Source organism: Nonomuraea sp. NPDC049607 (assembly GCF_040675375.1).
In the GTDB taxonomy this organism is placed as follows: Bacteria; Actinomycetota; Actinomycetes; order Streptosporangiales; family Streptosporangiaceae; genus Nonomuraea.
In genome coordinates this window covers 112,489-130,741 of sequence record NZ_JBFAOV010000015.1, presented here as the reverse complement: position 1 = coordinate 130,741, position 18,253 = coordinate 112,489, and the positions used below count along the sequence as shown (strand labels likewise).

Below are 18,253 nucleotides of genomic sequence, written 5' to 3'. Positions count from 1 at the left end.
CTCACAGGGCCGGCCGCACGGCGGCGTCGAAGGTCGCCGCGGCCTCGGCGGGGGTCGCCTTGCCGTGCGCGACGGAGTCCACGGCGCCGGCCGCGGCCTTCGCCAGTTCGAGGGTGCCGGGGATGATCGGGCCGAAGTCGACGTGCGGGAGGCTGTCGGCGACGATCGTCATGATCTCGGACTTGCCGCGCGGCCCGGCGTCGCGCCAGCCCTTGGTGGGGATGATGATGCCGTTGTCCAGGTTGGCCGTGACCGACGGGCCGCCCTGGAGGTAGTTGACGAGGTGCCAGGCGGTGAACTGGTTGGGCGAGTCCTTGGCCACGCCCCAGCCCCAGGTGTAGGCGGGCACGACGGACGGGCCGCCGGCCCACGTGGGCATGGGCGCGACGCCGTACTGCTTGCCGAAGGTGAGCTTGTCCTTGCCGAGCTTCTCCAGCGCCGGGCCGAGGAAGGCGCCGCTGACGACCATGGCGGCCTGGCCGGAGTAGAACAGGCCGAGCGCGCCCAGCGGGTTGGAGAGCTTGGGGTTGCCGATCCCCGACATGTACGTCAGGGCGCCGATGCCCTGCTCGGTGGCGAGCGACGCCTTCGTGCCGCCCGCCGTGACGAGTTCGCCGCCCTTGCCGCGGATGAGGGCGGTCAGCGCCATGAGGGCCCACTGCGGGTCGCCGTAGAGCCATTGGAGGCCGACCCGCGCGCGGTCCTTCGAGGTGAGCTTGGCGCTGTACTCGGCGATCTCCTCCCAGGTCGCCGGAGGCTTGTCGGGGTCGAGCCCGGCCTGCTCGAACCGGTCCTTGCGGTAGTAGAGCATGCAGGGGTTGAAGTCGATGGGCACGCCGTAGGGAACGTCCTGGTAGGTGAGCGGGGTGGTCGTGCCCGGCTCGTAGTTCTGCAGCGGCAGCGCCTTGGTGTCGACGGGCGCGAGCCGCTGCTTCCTGGCGTGGGCGGGGAAGCTCCAGTGGCCGATCTTGAAGACGTCGGGCGGGGCGCCGCCGCTGAAGGCGGTCAGCAGTTTGGCGTCGAGCTGGCCCACGGGCAGGTAGAGCAGCTTCACGTCGACCTTGAACTCGGCGATGTAGCGGTGCACGAGATCCTGGAACTGCTGGCCGGTGTCCTGCGAGCCGTGCAGCCAGACGGTGACCTCGCCGCGCGGCCCGCCGCCCGCGGCCTGCTGCCGGGGCTGGTCCTTGCCGCATCCGGCGAGCAGGGTGAGCGCGCCGGCGGCGAGGAGCCCACGCCGCGTCAGATCCGCCATGGTGGTTCTCCTAGGTGAGGTTCTTGAGCGCCTGGTTCTGCCAGGCGGTGTTGGTGGGGAGCTCGGCGGCGCCGCCGGTGAACGCCGCGCGGGCCTGGGCGTCGGCCTGGAGGCGGTACCTCAGCCAGGCGGTCACGTAGCCGAGGAAGCCGCCGCCGGTGTTCTGGATGTCGTTGTGCCCGGCGCCCTTGAGCAGCGCCCGTCCCGCTCCGGCGGTGGCCTGGTCGTAGTAGCCCTGGACGGTCCCGGCCGAGGAGATCAGCCAGTCGTCCGCGCCGCTGAGGAAGAGCACCGGGCAGGTCAGGGCGGCCACCGAGAACTCGTCTCCGGGGCTGGCCATCCACTGCGCGGGCACGGCGATCGGCACGACGGTCTTGATCAGCCCGGCGGAGTGGTTGGCCGCGTTGACGACCCCGCCCGCGCCCTGGGAATGGCCGACGGCGCCGACCTGGGCGGTGTTCAGCTTGCCGTGGAAGACGCTGGCGGGGTCGCCGCCGAGGCCGACGAGGTGCTGGGCGGCGGCGAGGATCTCGGCGCCGGTGCCCGTGGTGGTGTCGGTGGAGGCGACCACCGCGAAGCCCCAGGAGGCCAGGTGGTTGAGCAGCCCCGGATAGTTGTCGGGGGTGGCCCACGAGCCGTTGCCCCAGGTCACGATCGGGTGGGTGACGCCGCCCGCTCCCAGGTCGGCCGGGTAGTAGAGCCGGTGGCCGCCCGAGGTGCCGGTGGCGACCTGCCACGGACCCGTCGCCTTGTAGGTCGTCTCGATGGTGGAGGCGGCGCCGGCCTCGGTGGTCCACGACAGGAATCCGGCCGACATGAGGCCGAGTGCCCCTGCCCGCAACGCCTGCCGACGGGTGAAGTTCTCCATGGTCACCTCGTGGGATATTTGGAGACGTGAACGTCTCCTAAGAGAGGGAAGTACGATCGGTGAGCGATGTCAAGAGATGAACAGAAGGAAGTTCCGGCGGTCCGGCCACTTCCCAGAGGGCGGCACGGGCTCTCCCCCGACACGGTTCGCGAGTCCCAGCGCGACCGCCTCGTGGAGGCCATGCTGCGGCTCGTCGCGCGGCGCGGCTACGCCGCCACGAGCGTCCCGGACGTGATCGCCGCCGCGCGGGTCTCGCGCAACGCCTTCTACGCCCAGTTCGCCGACAAGGAGGCGTGCTTCCTCGCCGGGTGCGAGCGCGACCTGCCCGACATGATCGACGCGATCCACACGGCCGCGTCGGGCACGGGCGGCCGCTGGCGCGAGGCGTTGCGGCTGGGCATGGTCGCCTATCTGAGCTGGTGGCAGGAGCGCCCGGAGTACGCGCAGGCGTACTTCGTGGAGCTGCCCAGGGCGGGCGAGCGGGCCGTCGAGCAGCGTGACGCCGCCTACCGGCCCTTCCTGGACATGCTCGGGGCGCTGGCCGCGCGGGCCAGGGCGGAGGATCCCGCGCTGCCGCCGCTGCGCGCCCCGATCCCCCGCCTGATCGTCTACGGGACCACCGAGTACGTCGCCTCGGAGGTGCGCGCGGGCCGCGCCGCCACCCTGACGTCGTCGGCCGGCGACCTCTACCACTACACGGTCGCCCTGCTCGCGGGCCCCGATCACGGCATGGCGACCACCCCTTCCGCCTGAACCTGCCAGCCTTCGGGGAAACACCCCTCCGCCGCCATGTGGGCGACGGCGGCCAGCAGACCGCCGTTGCCCGGCAGGTAGAGCGGCAGCAGGCCGGCCCACTGGTGGTTGTGGCCGCCGGCCAGGTAGGTGTTCTTCGGGGCGTCCATCAGCAGCGCGTCCACGGCCGTGGCGGGCTCGCCGAGCCGGGCCGCGCACATGGCGAGCATCGGGAAGTCCCAGCCCCAGGCGCTCTCCCAGTCCCAGTCGGCGAGCACGTCGTGCAGGGTGGCCCGCATGGTCTCGGGGTCGATCAGCGGGGTGGGCGGCACGAACCCGAGCGCGCCGGTCATCGAGGGATGGTCGGTCCTGACCGTGTACGGCTCCACGCCGACGGCCGCGTAGACGCCGTCGCGCACCAGCGGCCGGGCCAGGCCGTCCAGGACCCGCGCCCACTCCGGGTCCGGGTCGAGGCCGAGCAGGCCCCGCCACCGCTGGGCCGTCTCCAGCCCCCACCACCAGTAGGCCAGCTCGAACGCGGGATCGCGCACCGTCCGCCTGGACTCGTGGTAGGACTCCTGCGCCGGGACCAGCGGCGGCCCCAGATGCCCGCCGCCGGCGAAGGAGGCCATGAACTCGGCCGTCTCGAACACCAGGTCCCGGTAGTCCTCCAGCGCCCCCGGGCGGGCCCGGCGGAGCAGCTCGGCGAAGTAGATCAGGTGCGGCTGCTGCCAGACGATGAACGCGCCGATCTCGCTCGGGCTCTCCCGGCCCTCCGGCCCCACCTGCTTGGGCCAGCGGGCGCCGCGGAACCCCTGCCGCGCGGCCGTGGCCCTGGCCCGCGGCAGGATCGAGCGGTACCACGGCAGGCTCCGCTCCAGCAGCTCCGGCCTGCCCCACAGGACGAAATGGGCGGCGTGCCACCAGTGCATCTCCAGGTGGAACTTGCCGCTCCAGGAGTTGACGACCAGCCCGGTCTCCTGCGGCGGGGTGGAGCCCGCGCAGTTGACCGCGGTGAGGTACTGCGAGAGCACGACCCGGCGTTCGAGCTCGGGCGCCCGCGGGTCGGTGCTGCCCTCGAAGCTCACCGCTCCGCCGCTCGTCCAGAACCGCTCCCAGTGGGCGGCGGCGGCCGTACGGACCTGGGAGAAGGACGGCAGGGCGGCGCCGACGGGCTCGCGGGCGAACTCGACGACGAGCTCCAGCTCGTCGCCCTGGATCAGGTACACGTGCGGACCGGGCGAGGTGAGCCGCGCCGGTCCGGTCCACTCGGCCGCCACGTGGTAGCGGTCCTGGTCCAGGACGCGGGTGAAGTCGCAGCGCGAGCCGCGCTGGGTGCACGTGGTGCTGTGCCGGTCGGGTCTGTCCCAGTCGGCGGTGGTGTGCCAGCCGTCGCTGGCGTAGGGGAAGGCGATCCTGATCCCCGTGCCGCCCACCACGCGTACGGCCAGCAGGTCCCGCTCGGGATGGCAGACCGTCTCCACCTCGTACGGCAGGCCGCCCAGCTCGAACGAGCTGGACAGCGTGCCGGTCCACAGGTCGAGGGTCTGCGCCGACCGGCCGAGCGCGGCGCTCTCGTCGGCGTCCAGGCCGATCCGCCCGAGATGCAGGCGGTGCGGGTTCACGTGCAGCCAGCCGCCCGCCTCGGTGGCCGGGTACAGGTCCGGATAGCCGACGCCGTCGTAGTCGGTGAGCGCGTCCTCCAGCACGTGGCCCTTGGGGTTGGGCATCGTGTGCCAGCCCCACTGCGCCTGCGTGCCCAGCGGCGCGAAGGTCTGCAGCCCGGTGGCGTCGGCGGTGAAGGCGAACTCCCCGTTTCCCACGGTGAGCGGGCACCCGGCGTCGGCGACGGTGTGCCGGCGCACGAGTGCCCTCCTGTCCACGCTCACGCACACCCCGGCGTGCCGGAGGCGCGCTGCTGGCGCATGGCGGTCACGTCGCCCGCCACGTCCGACTGGGCCATCGGGCCGAGGTCGAGCACGACGTCGGTGAAGGCGAGCGACGCCTTGCGCATCACCGGCAGGTCGATCGCCTCGACGCCGAACTGCGGCGAGAACAGCGTCTTGGGCGCGGCGATGGGCGCGATGACGGGCAGCAGGTGCTGGTTGTACGGCGTGCCCTCGCCGCCGAAGCTGCAGTGGCGCGGGACCGTGGCGAGGTCGGCGGCCGACAGGCCCTTCAGGATCGCGGTGCGCCGCACGTCCCAGTACTCGATGTGGCCCTTGACGAGCTCGCGCAGCGGCGTGCTCTCGCTGACGGGGACCCACAGCAGCTCGGTGAGGTTGGGGCTGGCGACGAGCTGCTTGCCCGGCAAGCCGTTCGGCCTGGCGACCGCGTCGTAACGCTTGGCGCCGAGGTGTTCGAGCACGACGACGGAGGAGACCTTGCCCTGGTCGTACTCGGCGTCGAGCTGGGCGGCGAGCTGGCCCGCGCCGCCCTCCCGGACGTCGGGACCGGTCAGGTGCTGGTAGAGGTGGCCGGTCACGAACGCGAACTGCACGGTCCGCGGACGGCACGCCACCGGCAGCGACGACAGGTAGCGGGCCATCTCGATCATGGTGAGCGGGCCGTTGTCCCACACCGGGCTCATGCCGTCGGTGTGGCTCTCCACGACGATCTTCTGGGCGCTCCCGCCGGGCAGCGTGGCGAGCAGGGTCCGGGTGGTCGTCGGCGTCCAGGCGGCGTTCACGGTCAGCGCGGCCTGCACCGGCTGCCCGGCGGCCAGCGCGTCCTTGATCTGCTTGCCCTGGTCGGCGCCGACGTACGCGCCGGGCACGCCGTACGGCAGGCCCTCGTAGGGTGCGTACATGTCCTTGATCTGGGCGTGCGGGAGCTGGCTGATCTCGATCACGCCCAGCGCGCCCGCGGCGGCGGCCGCCTTGAGGTCGGCGTCGGCGGCGGCCGGGGCCTCCATCGACTCCGAGCCGAGCAGGTTGATCGTCATGCCCGGGTCGTACATGGAGTAGCCGAGCGTGGGCGGATAGAACAGCAGGTTGGGCACGTTGGTCCAGGGCAGGTCCCGGACGACGATCTTCCCGGCGGCGTTGGCCGCGGTGATGTTCGTCCCCGCGGCCAGGTGGACGAGCGGCGCCGAGACGCCACCCGCACCGGTCGAGGACGAGAACGGCACGGGCGCCGCGACCTGCACGGACGTGCCGCCGACGGTCAGGCCGGTGCCGAGGTTGTCCCAGCGGTCGATGGCGTAGGGCATGGAGGAGAGCTGGAGGCCGGGGATGGCCGCCATCTCCTGCTCCAGCCAGTCGACGTAGCCGGCGTGCGCGGCGGAACCTGTCGGCCGGGGCCCGAACGCCTTCTGCTGCCCGGCCAGGGTGCCCAGGCGGGCCTCGGAGGCGAACGCGGCGGGGTCGACCCTGGCCGGGCAGGTGGTCGCGGCGGCCGGCCGGGCGAAGGCCGGTTGCGCGGGCGCGACCAGCGGGAGGAGAAGGGCTAGGAGAGCGAGTCGTCTCACGTGGGGGTCCTTCCATCGAATCGTTTTAATGCATGGTCCGCGGCAGTCCCCCGACGTGCGGCCGGCCCTCAGTGGCGAGGTGGTCCTGTGGTCCCGCGGACGATCAGCGTGGGTGACACCGACGACGCCACCGATCGCGTGCGTCCTTCGATGCGCTCGACGAGCAGGCGCGCGGCGGTCGCCCCGATCACCCGTCCGTCCTGGTCGACGCTGGTGAGCGAGATGCGTTTGAGCGAGGCGATGCCGATGTTGTCGTATCCGGCGACGGAGAGGTCCTCCGGCACCGACAGGCCCGCCTCGTCGGCGGCGCGCAGCACGCCGAGCGCCGCGATGTCGGCCCCGGCGAAGATCGCGGTGGGCCGGTCGTCGCGGGCGAGCAGTTCCCGCGCACCCTCGAAGCCGCCCTCCTCGGTGAAGGAGGTGGCCAGCACGTCGTCGGCGAGCCCGTGGGCGCGCATCGCCTGGCGGTAGCCTTCGGCGCGCACCATGTGCGGCAGTCCCTGGGCGCGGGCCCGCTCCAGGTGGGTGATGTGGGCGATCCGGGTGTGCCCGAGCCCGACCAGGTGGTCGACCACGAGCCGGGCCCCCATCACGTCGTCGTCGACGACCGCGTCGTAGGCCGCGGCGCCGCCGTGCCTGCCCACCACGACGACCGGGGCGGCCGCCGCGATGACGGCGAGTTCGGCGTCCGTCATGACCGGCGAGATCAGGATGAGCCCGTCCATGCTCCGGTCGATCATGGCGTCGGTCATCCTGGCCTGCGTCTTGGGCTCGATCCCGCCGGGTCCGAGCAGCACCTGGTACTCGGTGTCGCCCAGCCGGCCGGTGATGCCCTCGATGATGTCGGGGAAGAACGGGTTGCGCGTGTCGGAGAGCATGACGCCGAGGGTGTAGGTGCGTCCGCGCAGGGCGCGGGCCGCGGCGTGCGGGCGGTAGCCCAGCTCGTCGATGGCCTGCGTGACCTTGGCCTGCATCTCCGCGCTCACGCCGTAGGCCCCGCGTACCACCTTGGACACGGCGGCCGTGGAGACCCCGGCCCGCCTGGCCACATCGGCGATCGTCACTCGTCCGCTCGTCACACGCCGTCCTTCATGTGTCCCTGTAGAACGAACTACACATTTGCTGAGAGCAGAGGCTAACGCGCCACCACTCCTCAGGTCCACCCCCTTGACGAGCGTTTCTGGGATGCCGTAGAACGTTCTACACATTTCTCCCCCACACGAACAGGAGAACGAGCGTGAGAGCACCCACTCGTCCGCTCGGCGCGGCGCTCGGCGCCGTCCTCGCCCTGTCCCTCTCCGGCTGCGGGTCCTCCGCCCCCGAGGGGACCGGCCAGGTGAAGCTGACCATCTGGCACAACAGCGCGGACCCGGCGCCGCTGCTGGAGATGTACAAGAAGTTCGAGAAGCAGTCCGGTCACAAGGTCGAGCTGGTGTCCATCCCGTCCGACGGCTTCGAGGACACCACCCAGACCAAGTGGGCCACCGGCGACCGTCCGGACGTCCTGGAGTACCACGCGACGGTGAGCGGCCTGCTCGCCCTCAACCCGGCCGAGAACCTGCGCGACCTGACCGGCGAGGCCTACATCGCCAGGTCCGGCGACCTCTACCAGGCCGCCGGGTCCGTCAACGGCAAGGTCTACGCGGCCATCACCGGCTTCCCCCAGGTCTTCGGCCTCTACTACAACAAGAAGGTCTTCACCAAGGCCGGGCTGACCCCGCCCGCCGACTTCACCGAGCTCGCCGCCGCCTGCCCCAAGCTCAAGGCCGCGGGGGTCACCCCGGTCTTCGAGTCGGGCGGGTCGATCTGGCCGGTGCAGATCCTGCCCATCCTCTACCTGGCCGGCGCCAACCAGGGCAACGCGTACGGCAAGGCCATCGCGGGCCACAGCAGCACGCTGGCCGACCCCGGCTCGCCCTTCGTCGCCGGTCTGACCGCCTACGCCAAGCTCAAGGCCGACGGCTGCTTCAACAAGGACATCGTCACCGCCAAGTTCGAGGACTCCATGAAGGCCCTCGTCACCGGCGAGGCCGCCATGGTCGCCCAGCACTCCGACATGCTCCCGGCCCTGCTCGCGGCCGCCGGCGGCGACCAGAAGACCGTGGACGAGTCCGTCGGCTTCGTCGGCCTGTCCAGCGACAAGCCGCTGGTGACGTACGCGCCCGGCCCGATCGGCACGTTCTACCTGCCCAAGACCGGGGACGCGGCGCGGGAGAAGGCCTCGCTCGACTTCGTGCGCTTCATGACCGGCCCGGCCTACGCCGAGTACATCGCCGCGTCCAAGACCTTCCCCGTGCTCAAGGACGTGCCCGACCCGCAGGGCGTCTCGTCCGTGCTGCAGGACGTCAAGAAGGCCTACGACACCGGCGCGGTCATCGCCTTCAACTCCGACATCCCCGGCATGGGCGGGCTGGCCCAGCTCATGTCCGAGCTGATCGCCGGGCAGAAGGACCCGCAGAAGGCGGCGACCCAGCTCCAGGGCCAGGTCGAGCAGGCGGCCAAGGCGGCAGGGCTGCCCGGATGGTGATGCGGAACAGGGCGGCCTGGCTGCCGTGGGCCCTGCCCGCGATCGTGCTGGTCACGGTCTTCTTCGTCGCCCCGTTCCTGCTCAACGTGCGGTTCGCGTTCTCCTCCTGGACGAGCTTCCGGGCCGAGATCACCTGGAACGGGCTGGAGAACGTCCGCACGCTGATCGACCAGGACCTGCTGGCCAACGCGGTCACCGTGACCGTGCTGTACGCGATCCTGTGCATGGCGATCCAGAACACCGTCAGCCTCTCGCTGGCCCTGGCCCTCCAGCGGACCAGCCGGATCAACACCGTCTTCCGCTCGGCGTTCTTCCTGCCGACGCTCATCTCGCCGCTGGCCGCCGGATACATCTGGCGCGGCCTGCTGGCCCCCGACGGCGCGGTCAACTCCTTCCTCGGCATCGAGTGGGCGTGGCTGGGCGAACCGTCCACCGCGCTGGTGGTGGTCGCGTTCATCGACGCCTGGAAGTGGAGCGGGTTGATCACCCTCGTCTACATCGCGGGCCTCAACTCCATCCCGCAGGCGCTGCTGGAGTCGGCGACCGTGGACGGGGCCGGCCCGTGGACCCGGCTCCGGCGGGTGGTGTTCCCGATGCTCGCCCCGGCACTGACTTTCAACGTGGCGGTCACGCTGGTGGGCGCGCTCAGCGCGTACGACGTGATCGCCGCCACCACCGGCGGCGGGCCCGGCGACCACACGCGGGCGCTGAACGTGGTGATGCGCCAGCAGTGGGGACAGGGCTTCTTCGGCTCGGCCAGCGCGCTGGGGTTCACCGTGACGCTGCTGGTGATCGCCACCGCCGTGCCCCTGGTGTGGTGGCTGCGACGCAGGGAGGTGACGGGATGAGAGCGGCCCTCAAGTACGCGGCGCTGACGCTCTTCGCGATCCCGTGGGTGCTGGTGCCCGTCTGGCTCGTGGTCGTCAACTCCTTCAAGCCCGCGGGCGAGGCCGCCGAGCTCGGCCTCGGCCTGCCCAGGACGTGGGCGATCGCCGAGAACTACGGCATCGTGCTCGACCGCGGCGGCTACCTGACCGGGCTGCTCAACAGCCTCAAGGTGACGGTGCCGATCGTGGTGGCCGTGGTCCTCCTCGGCGCGGCGGCGGCGTGGGCCTTCGGGCGCAGCCGGTCGCGCTGGTTGCAGGCGGCCTACTTCGTGATGGGCCTGTCGATCCTGCTGCCGCCGTCCATCATCCCGACCGTCTACCTGCTGCGCGCCCTGTCGCTGGACGGCGGCTCGCTCGGCTACGTGCTGACGATGACCGGCTGCCGCCTGGGCATCGTGATCTTCCTGGCGACCGGGTTCGTCCGGGCGTTCCCGCCGGACCTGGAGCACGCCGCCGCCATCGACGGCGCCTCGCGCCCGCAGGTGTTCGTCCGCATCCTGCTGCCCCTGCTGCGGCCGGTGCTGTTCGTCGGCGGCGTGATCCTGATCATCAACGTCTGGAACGACTTCTTCTTCGCCCTCTTCCTGCTTCAGGGCAGTGCGAACGCCACGCTGCCGCTGAGCCTGTTCCAGTTCGCCTCCGGCACCTTGCAGAGCCTGAACTGGAACCTCGTCTTCGCCCACGTCCTGCTCACCACACTGCCCCTCGTGGCGGTGTACGTCGTCGCGCAGAAGCGCGTCCTGGCCGGCCTCACGGAAGGTGCACTGAAGGGATGACCACGCACGACATCGCGCTCGACTGGGTCAGGCGCGAGATCAAGGAGGGACGGCTGCCGTGCGCGGTGTTCGGCGCCGCCACCTCCGACGGGATCCAGGTGCTGGAGGCGTTCGGCGAGCACGACGGCCGCGCGACCAGGACCGAGGACCACTTCGCCCTGTTCTCGGTGACCAAGCCGCTGATGGGGCTGCTCGCCCTGCGCCAGGTCGAGCGCGGGCTGCTGTCGCTGCGCCGCCCGCTGCGGGACGCGCTGCCGAACTTCGCGCGGCCCGACGTGACGCTCTGGCACCTGCTCACCCACACCAGCGGCATCGCCGAGCAGACGCTCACGCCCGACGACCTGCTGGAGCACCTCGTCACCGCGCCGGCGATGTTCGAGGCGGGCACCCTCAGCCACTACTCCAACCTGGCCTTCGCCGGGATCGCGGAGATGGTCCGCGACGTCACGGGCCGCGACGTGGCCGACCTGATCGACTCCGACCTGAACACGCTGGTGCCGGGTGGCGGGCGCATCACGTTCGACCCGGCGTGCGAGGCGGCCGAGGTCCACGGCGTCGAGCTGCTCGGCCCCGGCTTCGACTTCGACGCGTTCGTCCGGCTCCGCCATCCGGCGGGGGCGCTGTTCTCCCGTGCCGAGGACCTCCTGGCGCTGGGCGGGGCGCTGCTGCGCGGCGACCGCGCGCTGATCCACCCGACCACGCTGGCCGCCATGACGACCCCGCAGACGACGGGCCTGGTCAAGCTCCAGCCCGACCCGGTCAACGCCGGGCAGGACTGGGGCCTGACCTGGAACCTGCGCCACTCGGCCCCCGGCCTGCTCGAACGCCGGCTGTACGGCCACGGCGGCGCCTCGGGCTGCCAGTGGTGGATGTACCCGGAGCAGGACGCGTGCTTCGTGCTGCTGATCAACGTGATGGCGCCGAGCCTGTACGGCGTCGACGTCGACGGCCTGCACAACGCCTTCACCACCGGGCTAGATGCGTGAACCGGGAATCGGGGGTGCAGGTCTCGGGCGCGCAGACGCCCTACATCCGTTCGGTCCCGTCCGGTACGCGGGCGGGCCTGACGTGTGGTCTGGCGGATCCGGTGGGCGTGGACGAGCCGTCGCCCCGGCTGTCGTGGGACGCCCGGCTGCCCGAGGAGGCCACCGTGGTGCTGTCCGCGGACGGCCGCGAGGTGTGGCGGTCGTCCGTGCCCGCCGGAGCGCACGGCGTGGACGTGCCGGACGAGCGGCTGGCGCCGCTGACGCCGTACACGTGGCGGGTGGACGGGCACGCGACCGGCGCGTTCACCACGGGCCTGCGGGCGCGCGGTGAGTGGGACGCCGCCTGGCTGCCGGGCGACCCCCAGGCGGCGGTGGGCCTGCGCGGGTCGTTCACCTGGCGTCCCGCTCCGGGGCGCGCCTGGCTGGCCGCCACCGCGCTCGGCGTCTACCGGGCCCTGCTCAACGGGACGCGGCTGGGCGAGGAGGAGCTGGCCCCCGGCTGGACCGACTACGGCCACCGGACCCGCTACCGGCTGCTGGAGCTCACCGACCTGCTCGTGCCCGGCGAGAACGAGCTGGAGCTGTGGCTCGCTCCCGGCTGGTACGCCGGTCACGTCGCCGGCGGCGGCCCGCGCCGCTACGGCGACCGGCCCGCCGCCAGCGCCCAGGTGCTCGTACGGGACGACGACGGCCCGCGCCGCGTGTTCGCCACGGACGCCTCCTGGACCCGGCGGGACCTCGGCCGCCCGCGCGCCGACCTGGTGATGGGCGAGACCGTCCAGGCGCCTTCCCCGCAGGCCGGACCGGCCGGGACGGCGGCCGCCCCGGAGATCCTGGTGGAGGCCGACCCCGCTCCCCCGGTACGGGTGATCGGCACGGCACCCGCGGTGTCGGTGACCGAACCCGCGCCGGGCGTGCAGGTGGCCGACTTCGGACGGAACGTCGTCGGGCGCGTCCGGCTGCGCGTCGACGCGCCGGGGCCCGTGCGGATCGTGGTGCGGCACGGGGAGGAGCTGACCGCGACCGGGCGGCTCTACACCGACAACCTGCGCACCGCGGACCAGATCGACGAGTTCGTCCTCGGCCCGGGATCGCACGTCGTGGAGCCCGCGTTCACCCTGCACGGGTTCCGCTACGCGGAGGTCACCGGCTGGCCGGGCGCGCTGAGGCCGGACGACCTGGAGGCGGTGCTGCTGTCGTCCGCGCTCGCCGTCACGGGCTCGCTGACCGTGAGCGACCCCGCCGTACGGCAGCTCGTCGCCAACATCGGCGCGTCGGCGGACGGCAACCTGGTCAGCGTGCCGACCGACTGCCCGCAGCGCGACGAGCGGACCGGCTGGACGGCCGACATCTCGGTGTTCGGCTCGACGCTCAGCTTCCTGCGGCACACGCAGGCGTTCCTGTCCGGCTGGGTGACGACGCTGATCGACGGGCAGCGCGCCGACGGCGCGGTCCCGCACGTCGCGCCGGTCCTGCCCGAGTACGGATACGACTCCCCCGTGTGGTCCGACGCGCTGGTCGAGGTGCCGTGGCTGCTGTGGCGGCGCTACGGCGACGACCGCACGCTGCGCCGCGCGTACGAGCCGATGCGGCGATGGGCCGACTACTGCCTGGCCCAGTCCGAGGACTGCGTCAGACCGGGCAGGGCGCTGGGCGACTGGCTGGCCCCCGGCACGGTCGAGACGCCCAAGAACCTCATCGCCACCGCCGCACTGGCCCGCACCCTCCGCCTGGTCGCGCAGGCGGCCGACGTGCTCGGCGAGCCGCACGCCGCCGAGTACGGCGAGGCGTCCGCCCGCGTCACGGACGCCTTCCGGCGGGCCTTCCTCGACGGGCCGAAGCTGCGCACCGAGACGCAGACGGGCTACGCCGTCGCCCTGGCCTGGGACCTGGTCCCGCCCGAGGACCGGGCCGCGTCGGCGCAGGCGCTGGCCGAGCTGGTCCGCGCCGCCGGACACCGGCTCATGACGGGCTTCGTCGGCACCCCCCTGCTGCTGCCCGTGCTGTCGGAGACCGGCCACCACGACCTGGCGTGCCGGATCTTCAACCAGGAGGGTTACCCGTCCTGGCGCTACCAGCTCCGCGCCGGGGCGACGACCATGTGGGAGCGCTGGGACGCCTGGCACCACCGGTACGGCCTGCAGACCCCCGCCATGAACTCCTTCAACCACTATGCCTATGGCTGCGTGGGCGACTGGCTGTTCCGGCACGTGGCGGGCCTGGGCGACGACCCGCGCGGGACGAACGGCGGCTTCGGCGAGCTGCTGCTGCGTCCGGGGCCCGTCCCGCTGCTGCGGCAGGCGCACGCCCGCTACGACAGCGCGTCGGGGACCGTCGAGTCGGGCTGGCGGGCCGGGCCTGACGGGGTGCAGTTCACGTTCGCCGTCCCGGAGGGCGTGACCGCCCGCGCGGTGCTGCCCGTACGCGGCGCGTGGGACGGGATGGCCGTCAACGGCACCTTCCTCATGGGCCTCGGCGAGCAGCTGCCGACCACCAGGCTGGCCGACGGGGGCTGCGCCCTGGACCTGCCGCCGGGCCGCTGGTCGTTCACCGCCCCCGCCGCGGCCACGTCCCACCTGCTCCAGGACTGGGACGACCTGGGCCGGTGACCCGCACGGGCGCACGGCGTCCACGGACGTCAGCCCGTGAGGTCGCCCAGCCAGCGCAGCGCGGTCAGGCTCGGCATGAAGCCGTACTCGCCGCCACGCGTGACGACGAACCGCGGCAGGGACCGCAGGCGCCGCCGTACGGGACGCCGGGGGATGGTGAAGTCGCCGGAGCCGTCGGCGGAGCCGGTCAGGGGATCCCTGGCCGGGCCCGCGCCGAAGAAGACGCCGTCGTTCATCCATTCGCTCTGGACGAACTCGAACTGCCGCCCGAGATGGGCGCCGACGAAGGCGAACATCAGCCCCCGGTCGGCGCCGTCGTCGTCCAGGACGCCGTCGGGCAGCGGCGGCCCGTAGACGGTGCCGCGCCTGATCATGCGGTGCAACCTCGGGACTCCGGCCACCTCCGCGTCACGAGGGTTGGCCCGGCGGATGTGGCAGCCGCCGGGCGTGGTGAGGCCCGCGGGGTCGTCCCGCCGGTACAGGAAGGCGTTGCGGCGGGCGGCGTCGGCGCCGAGGCCGGGGTCGTCGTGGAGCGGGGAGAGCGCCAGCGGCGCGCCGCTGCGCCAGCGTCCCATGATCTTCGCGGCCAGCAGTTCCTCGTCCTCCGGGCCGGTGGCGTTGTCCTTGAGGTAGCGCCGGAACAACGCGACCCGCTGGTGGAGCTTGCGGAAGGCCACGTAGGTGCCGTTGCGTCCGAGCACGTCGGGTTGCGGGGCCTGGGTGCCGCCGAGCTCGTCGGGGTGGCCGAGCACGAACTCGCCCGCCTTGAGCGGCACCTCCAGGGGGTTGGAGCCGGCGACGCCGCTGCCCTCGACGGCGGGATGGCTGATGCCGTCGCGGTAGCCGAAGGGCTCGGTCTCGGTGGGCAGGGCGTGGCAGTCCTGCCGCCAGATCGCCGTCACGCCGGGCAGGGCCTCGTAGGCCGGGCGGGCGCGCTCGATCGCGGCCCGCAGCTGCGCGCTGTCGGGCGCGACCGCCACCAGCACCACGTGCACGCCGGGGGTGCCGAGCGGCGGCTCCCAATGGACGGGGGCGCTGTCCCCGGTGTCCCCCAGAGCGGCGGCGCGGGCGGCCATGCCCTGCCTGAACTCCCACGCGAACGTGTCCAGCGACCGCCGGGGGACGCCGAGGGCGTCCAGCCCGTGGTAGGTGAGCGCGACGCTGACCCACGTCTCCCCCAGGGGGCTCATGGCGTCGGCGGCGGAGGTCACCACGGCGCTCACCCGCCGCATCAGCTCCCGGCCCTGCGCGCGGTCGTCGATGCGGAACAGGAGGTACGTCGCCGCGTACGGGGTCGGCCGCGCGCCGAGGACGCCACGCTGGATGTCGTCCAGTTCGAGCGGGACCCGAGACTCTTCGCTCACCGGAGTGCGCCTTCCTGCCGTGCTACTTCGCTGTGACGAGGTTGTTCCAGAAGGCGCGCAGGCTGTCGTCCACGCCGAACAGCGAGCTGAAGATCGTGGAGTCGGCGAGGATCACGTCCCCGGCCCGGTCACCGCGCGGAGGCAGCCACAGGAACATGTTGAACTCGGTGTTCCCGGCCTCGACGAACGGGTGCGGCGGCCTGGTCAGGTCGACCGGCTGCCGGCCCAGCACCCGGACGGCGTCCGGGTCGTCGGTGGTCACGGCGTAGTGGGGAAGGTGCATGTGGAAGTTGAAGTGGGACACCCCGTCCAGCCACCCCCGGCTGTCCAGGTCCCTGGCGATGGTCAGCGGGGCGTTCGTGCCCGCGTCCGTCACCGCGGGACGCAGGCCGTATCGGTTCTCCACCGGCACGCCCAGCCCTTCCATCAGCGACCGGGTGTACCTGCCGAAGCGCTGCTGGCGGGGCACGAGCGCGTCGCCGTGATGGTGGTACTCCAGGTCGCGCACCGCCAGGTCGTCGGTCGCGCCGACGTCGTGATGCGGCCCCAGAGCCAGACACGTCCCTTCACGCGTGAGGAACTCGCGCAGCGCCTCGATCTCCGCCGGCGTGGCCTCCTGTCCCGTGATCATGTGGTCCAGCCCCCACACGAACAGGGTGTCGGTGTCGGCCAGCACCCGTTCGTCCAGCGGAGTGTGGAATCCGGCCTGGTCGACGCGCTGATACACGGGCACCGGGTACCCGGTGGCCTCCCGGACGAACCGCTGGAAGGGCAGCCAGCCCCAGAAGAACAGTTCCAGCCCGCCCGCGATGCCCTGCTGGAAGCGCATGGGGTCCGACCACTGCGGGTCCTCGTAGGCCGGCCACTGCACGCGGCGCACCTCGGTCATCGTGGAGAACCGGTTGTCCAGCACGGTCACGTCCCGGCCCGCTTCGGCCGGGTAGCTCCATGCGACGTAGATGCTCACCCGTCGCCGGCCGGGGGCGTACGGGCGCGGCACGTGGTCCTGGTTGTAGGTGCGCGCCGTCTTCGACTCACTCATCTGATCTCCTGCGCCGTGCGAGGCCGTCACTGCAACTGGTCGAGCATCTCCGACAGAGCGCCCTTGATCCGCAGGGCCTTCTTGATCTCGTCGGCGGTGACGTACGGGTACTCGCCGTACTCGATGAAGCTCGGGCAGTGATGCGCACGGACGAACCTGACGAACGCCTCGGGGTTGGTCTTCCAGTCCTCCGGGAAGCCTTCGAGGTTCTCGAAGACCGTGCTCACCCCCGCCCGGGTGAACAGCGCGATGGCGTCCTCGGTGTACTTGTCGAAGTCGGTGTCGAAGATCCCCTGGTACATGAAGCGGGTGTCGTCGTCGAACAGCACCCAGCGCAGGTAGTGCAGTTTCAGGGGGGCCAGCAGGGTCGGGTCGTCCCGCAGCGCCTCGGCGAGCGTGTCGCCGTAGCTCCGGATCGCGTCGGCCCGGCCGGGCTTGACGCCGGCGATGATGGTGAAGCCGTAACACGCGGGGCCGCGCGGGAAGACGGGCCCGTACTTGCCCTGTTCCAGGTGGCCGGTCTCCTTCGGGATGACGACCGCCTGCGGCCTGATCTCCATGGCCGTCCTCTCCAACGTCGTGCTCGTGGGAGGAGGGCTGAAGCGACCTGACTGGCTCCATCGTCCCATAAGGGTGCGCCGCGTCGCGGTATCACACGCGAACGCCGGCCGCCGGATCAGCGCGAGGAGTCGGGGAGGTGCTCGGCGCGGCGGGCCGCGAGGCGGTCGGGGGCCGGCCAGCGCACGCCTTGGGCCCAGCCCGCCCGCTCGAACCAGCGGATCAGCCGCGCGCTGGGGTCGAGCTGGCCCCTGAGCACGCCGTGCCGGGCGCAGGCGGGCTCCACGTGGTGCCAGTTGTGCCACCCCTCGCCGAGCGTCAGCATCGCCACCCACCACACGTTGGACGAACGGTCCCGGGTGCGGAACGGGCGGTCGCCGAAGGTGTGCGCGATCGAGTTCACCGACCAGGTGACGTGGTGCACCACGGCGTACCGGACCAGGCCGCCCCACAGGAGCCCGCTCCACGCGCCCGACCACGACATCGACCACAGCCCGCCGGCCGCGGCCGGGAGCGCGAACGACAGCAGGACGACCCAGGGGTAGGCGGCGTCGAAGCGGCGCACGTCCGGGTCGGCCAGCAGGTCCGGCACCCAGTGCCGTCGGCTGGAGCGCTGACGGGCCGTGTAGAACCAGCCGATGTGGGCGTGCAGCATGCCGCGCAGCAGCGCCGGGCCGCTGTCGCCGTAGCGCCACGGCGAGTGCGGGTCGCCCTCGCGGTCGGCGTACTTGTGGTGGCGGCGGTGCTCGGCGGCCCACAGCGTGAGGGGGCCCTCGACGGCCATGCCGCCGGCCAGCATGAGCGCGATCCGCAGCCCCCGGTTGGCCTTGAAGGCGCGGTGGGTGAACAGGCGGTGGTAGCCGATGGCGATCCCGAAGATGCTCACCAGGTACATCACGACCGCGATCACCAGGTCGCCGGGGCCGATGCCCCAGCCCCAGGCGGCCGGCACCGCGAGGGCCAGCAGCAGCACGGGCAGGACGACCAGGACGACCAGATAGGCGGTGCGGCGGCCGGTGGGGACCGTCACCGTCTCCGCCGTGCCCGGCTGCGGCATGGGTGACGTCACGTTTCCTCCGATGAGCGGCACGGGGCGATCAGGCTCCTTATTCAATGACCAGGCCCATGGACTGCGGCAATGTCCTGACAGTGACGGAGTAGTTACCGTGAGGCACCAAAC

Annotated in this window: 15 protein-coding genes; 6 read left to right on the top strand and 9 right to left on the bottom strand. The window is 72.2% G+C overall.

Annotation, left to right across the window (positions count from 1 at the left end; all coding sequences use genetic code 11):
* Position 1: 1 nt before the first annotated feature.
* Both AB0J97_RS27760 and AB0J97_RS27755 read right to left on the bottom strand, forming a co-directional pair.
* The gene (locus tag AB0J97_RS27760; RefSeq protein ID WP_364093472.1) at positions 2–1,255 is read right to left on the bottom strand and encodes an extracellular solute-binding protein; all 1,254 of its coding nucleotides are present in this window, start codon (positions 1,253–1,255) and stop codon (positions 2–4) included.
* A 10-nt stretch (positions 1,256–1,265) separates the two neighbouring features.
* Positions 1,266–2,123, bottom strand: a complete 858-nt coding sequence (locus AB0J97_RS27755; protein WP_364093469.1) for an alpha/beta hydrolase — start codon at positions 2,121–2,123, stop codon at positions 1,266–1,268.
* A gap of 66 nt (positions 2,124–2,189) precedes the next feature.
* Here AB0J97_RS27755 and AB0J97_RS27750 point away from each other — a divergent pair, with 66 nt between their 5' ends.
* Positions 2,190–2,876, top strand: a complete 687-nt coding sequence (locus AB0J97_RS27750; protein ID WP_357703558.1) for a TetR/AcrR family transcriptional regulator — start codon at positions 2,190–2,192, stop codon at positions 2,874–2,876.
* On the opposite strand, the gene AB0J97_RS27745 is transcribed toward AB0J97_RS27750, so the two are convergent.
* The 3 genes from AB0J97_RS27745 to AB0J97_RS27735 form a co-directional block, all read right to left on the bottom strand.
* Entirely contained in the window at positions 2,846–4,720 is a 1,875-nt protein-coding gene (locus AB0J97_RS27745; RefSeq protein WP_364093466.1) for a hypothetical protein, read from the bottom strand. The two genes, AB0J97_RS27750 and AB0J97_RS27745, sit on opposite strands and share 31 nt — an antisense overlap.
* Before the next feature lie 20 nt (positions 4,721–4,740).
* Positions 4,741–6,324 carry a hypothetical protein gene (locus AB0J97_RS27740; protein ID WP_357703563.1) on the bottom strand — a complete coding sequence of 528 codons (1,584 nt, stop codon included), beginning with the start codon at positions 6,322–6,324 and terminating at the stop codon, positions 4,741–4,743.
* A gap of 68 nt (positions 6,325–6,392) precedes the next feature.
* Positions 6,393–7,403 carry a LacI family DNA-binding transcriptional regulator gene (locus AB0J97_RS27735; protein WP_357703565.1) on the bottom strand — a complete coding sequence of 337 codons (1,011 nt, stop codon included), beginning with the start codon at positions 7,401–7,403 and terminating at the stop codon, positions 6,393–6,395.
* Between the two features lie 158 nt (positions 7,404–7,561).
* Here AB0J97_RS27735 and AB0J97_RS27730 point away from each other — a divergent pair, with 158 nt between their 5' ends.
* The 5 genes from AB0J97_RS27730 to AB0J97_RS27710 are packed head-to-tail and all read left to right on the top strand — an operon-like array spanning position 7,562 to position 14,109.
* On the top strand, positions 7,562–8,851 hold the full coding sequence (locus tag AB0J97_RS27730) for an ABC transporter substrate-binding protein (RefSeq protein ID WP_357703567.1): 1,290 nt from the start codon (positions 7,562–7,564) through the stop codon (positions 8,849–8,851).
* On the top strand, positions 8,845–9,699 hold the full coding sequence (locus AB0J97_RS27725; RefSeq protein WP_357703570.1) for a sugar ABC transporter permease: 855 nt from the start codon (positions 8,845–8,847) through the stop codon (positions 9,697–9,699). Before AB0J97_RS27730 ends, AB0J97_RS27725 begins: the two co-directional genes overlap by 7 nt.
* A complete protein-coding gene (locus AB0J97_RS27720; RefSeq protein WP_357703572.1) occupies positions 9,696–10,514 on the top strand; it encodes a carbohydrate ABC transporter permease in 819 nt (272 codons plus the stop codon). The genes AB0J97_RS27725 and AB0J97_RS27720 overlap by 4 nt, the downstream gene beginning before the upstream one ends.
* Complete coding sequence (locus AB0J97_RS27715; RefSeq protein WP_357703575.1) at positions 10,511–11,500, top strand: serine hydrolase domain-containing protein; 990 nt, start codon at positions 10,511–10,513, stop codon at positions 11,498–11,500. Before AB0J97_RS27720 ends, AB0J97_RS27715 begins: the two co-directional genes overlap by 4 nt.
* Complete coding sequence (locus tag AB0J97_RS27710) at positions 11,497–14,109, top strand: family 78 glycoside hydrolase catalytic domain (protein ID WP_364093458.1); 2,613 nt, start codon at positions 11,497–11,499, stop codon at positions 14,107–14,109. The genes AB0J97_RS27715 and AB0J97_RS27710 overlap by 4 nt, the downstream gene beginning before the upstream one ends.
* 29 nt (positions 14,110–14,138) lie before the next feature.
* Here AB0J97_RS27710 and AB0J97_RS27705 read toward each other — a convergent pair whose 3' ends face one another.
* The 4 genes from AB0J97_RS27705 to AB0J97_RS27690 form a co-directional block, all read right to left on the bottom strand.
* Positions 14,139–15,473, bottom strand: coding sequence for a Dyp-type peroxidase (locus AB0J97_RS27705; protein WP_364093456.1), 1,335 nt, complete (start codon positions 15,471–15,473; stop codon positions 14,139–14,141).
* Positions 15,474–15,495: 22 nt separating this feature from the next.
* Positions 15,496–16,515: a hypothetical protein gene (locus tag AB0J97_RS27700; protein ID WP_364093453.1), complete on the bottom strand. Its 1,020-nt coding sequence runs from the start codon at positions 16,513–16,515 to the stop codon at positions 15,496–15,498.
* A 26-nt stretch (positions 16,516–16,541) separates the two neighbouring features.
* The gene (locus AB0J97_RS27695) at positions 16,542–17,075 is read right to left on the bottom strand and encodes a hypothetical protein (protein ID WP_364093451.1); all 534 of its coding nucleotides are present in this window, start codon (positions 17,073–17,075) and stop codon (positions 16,542–16,544) included.
* A 116-nt stretch (positions 17,076–17,191) separates the two neighbouring features.
* The gene (locus AB0J97_RS27690) at positions 17,192–18,142 is read right to left on the bottom strand and encodes an acyl-CoA desaturase (protein ID WP_357703587.1); all 951 of its coding nucleotides are present in this window, start codon (positions 18,140–18,142) and stop codon (positions 17,192–17,194) included.
* Between the last annotated feature and the right edge of the window lie 111 nt (positions 18,143–18,253).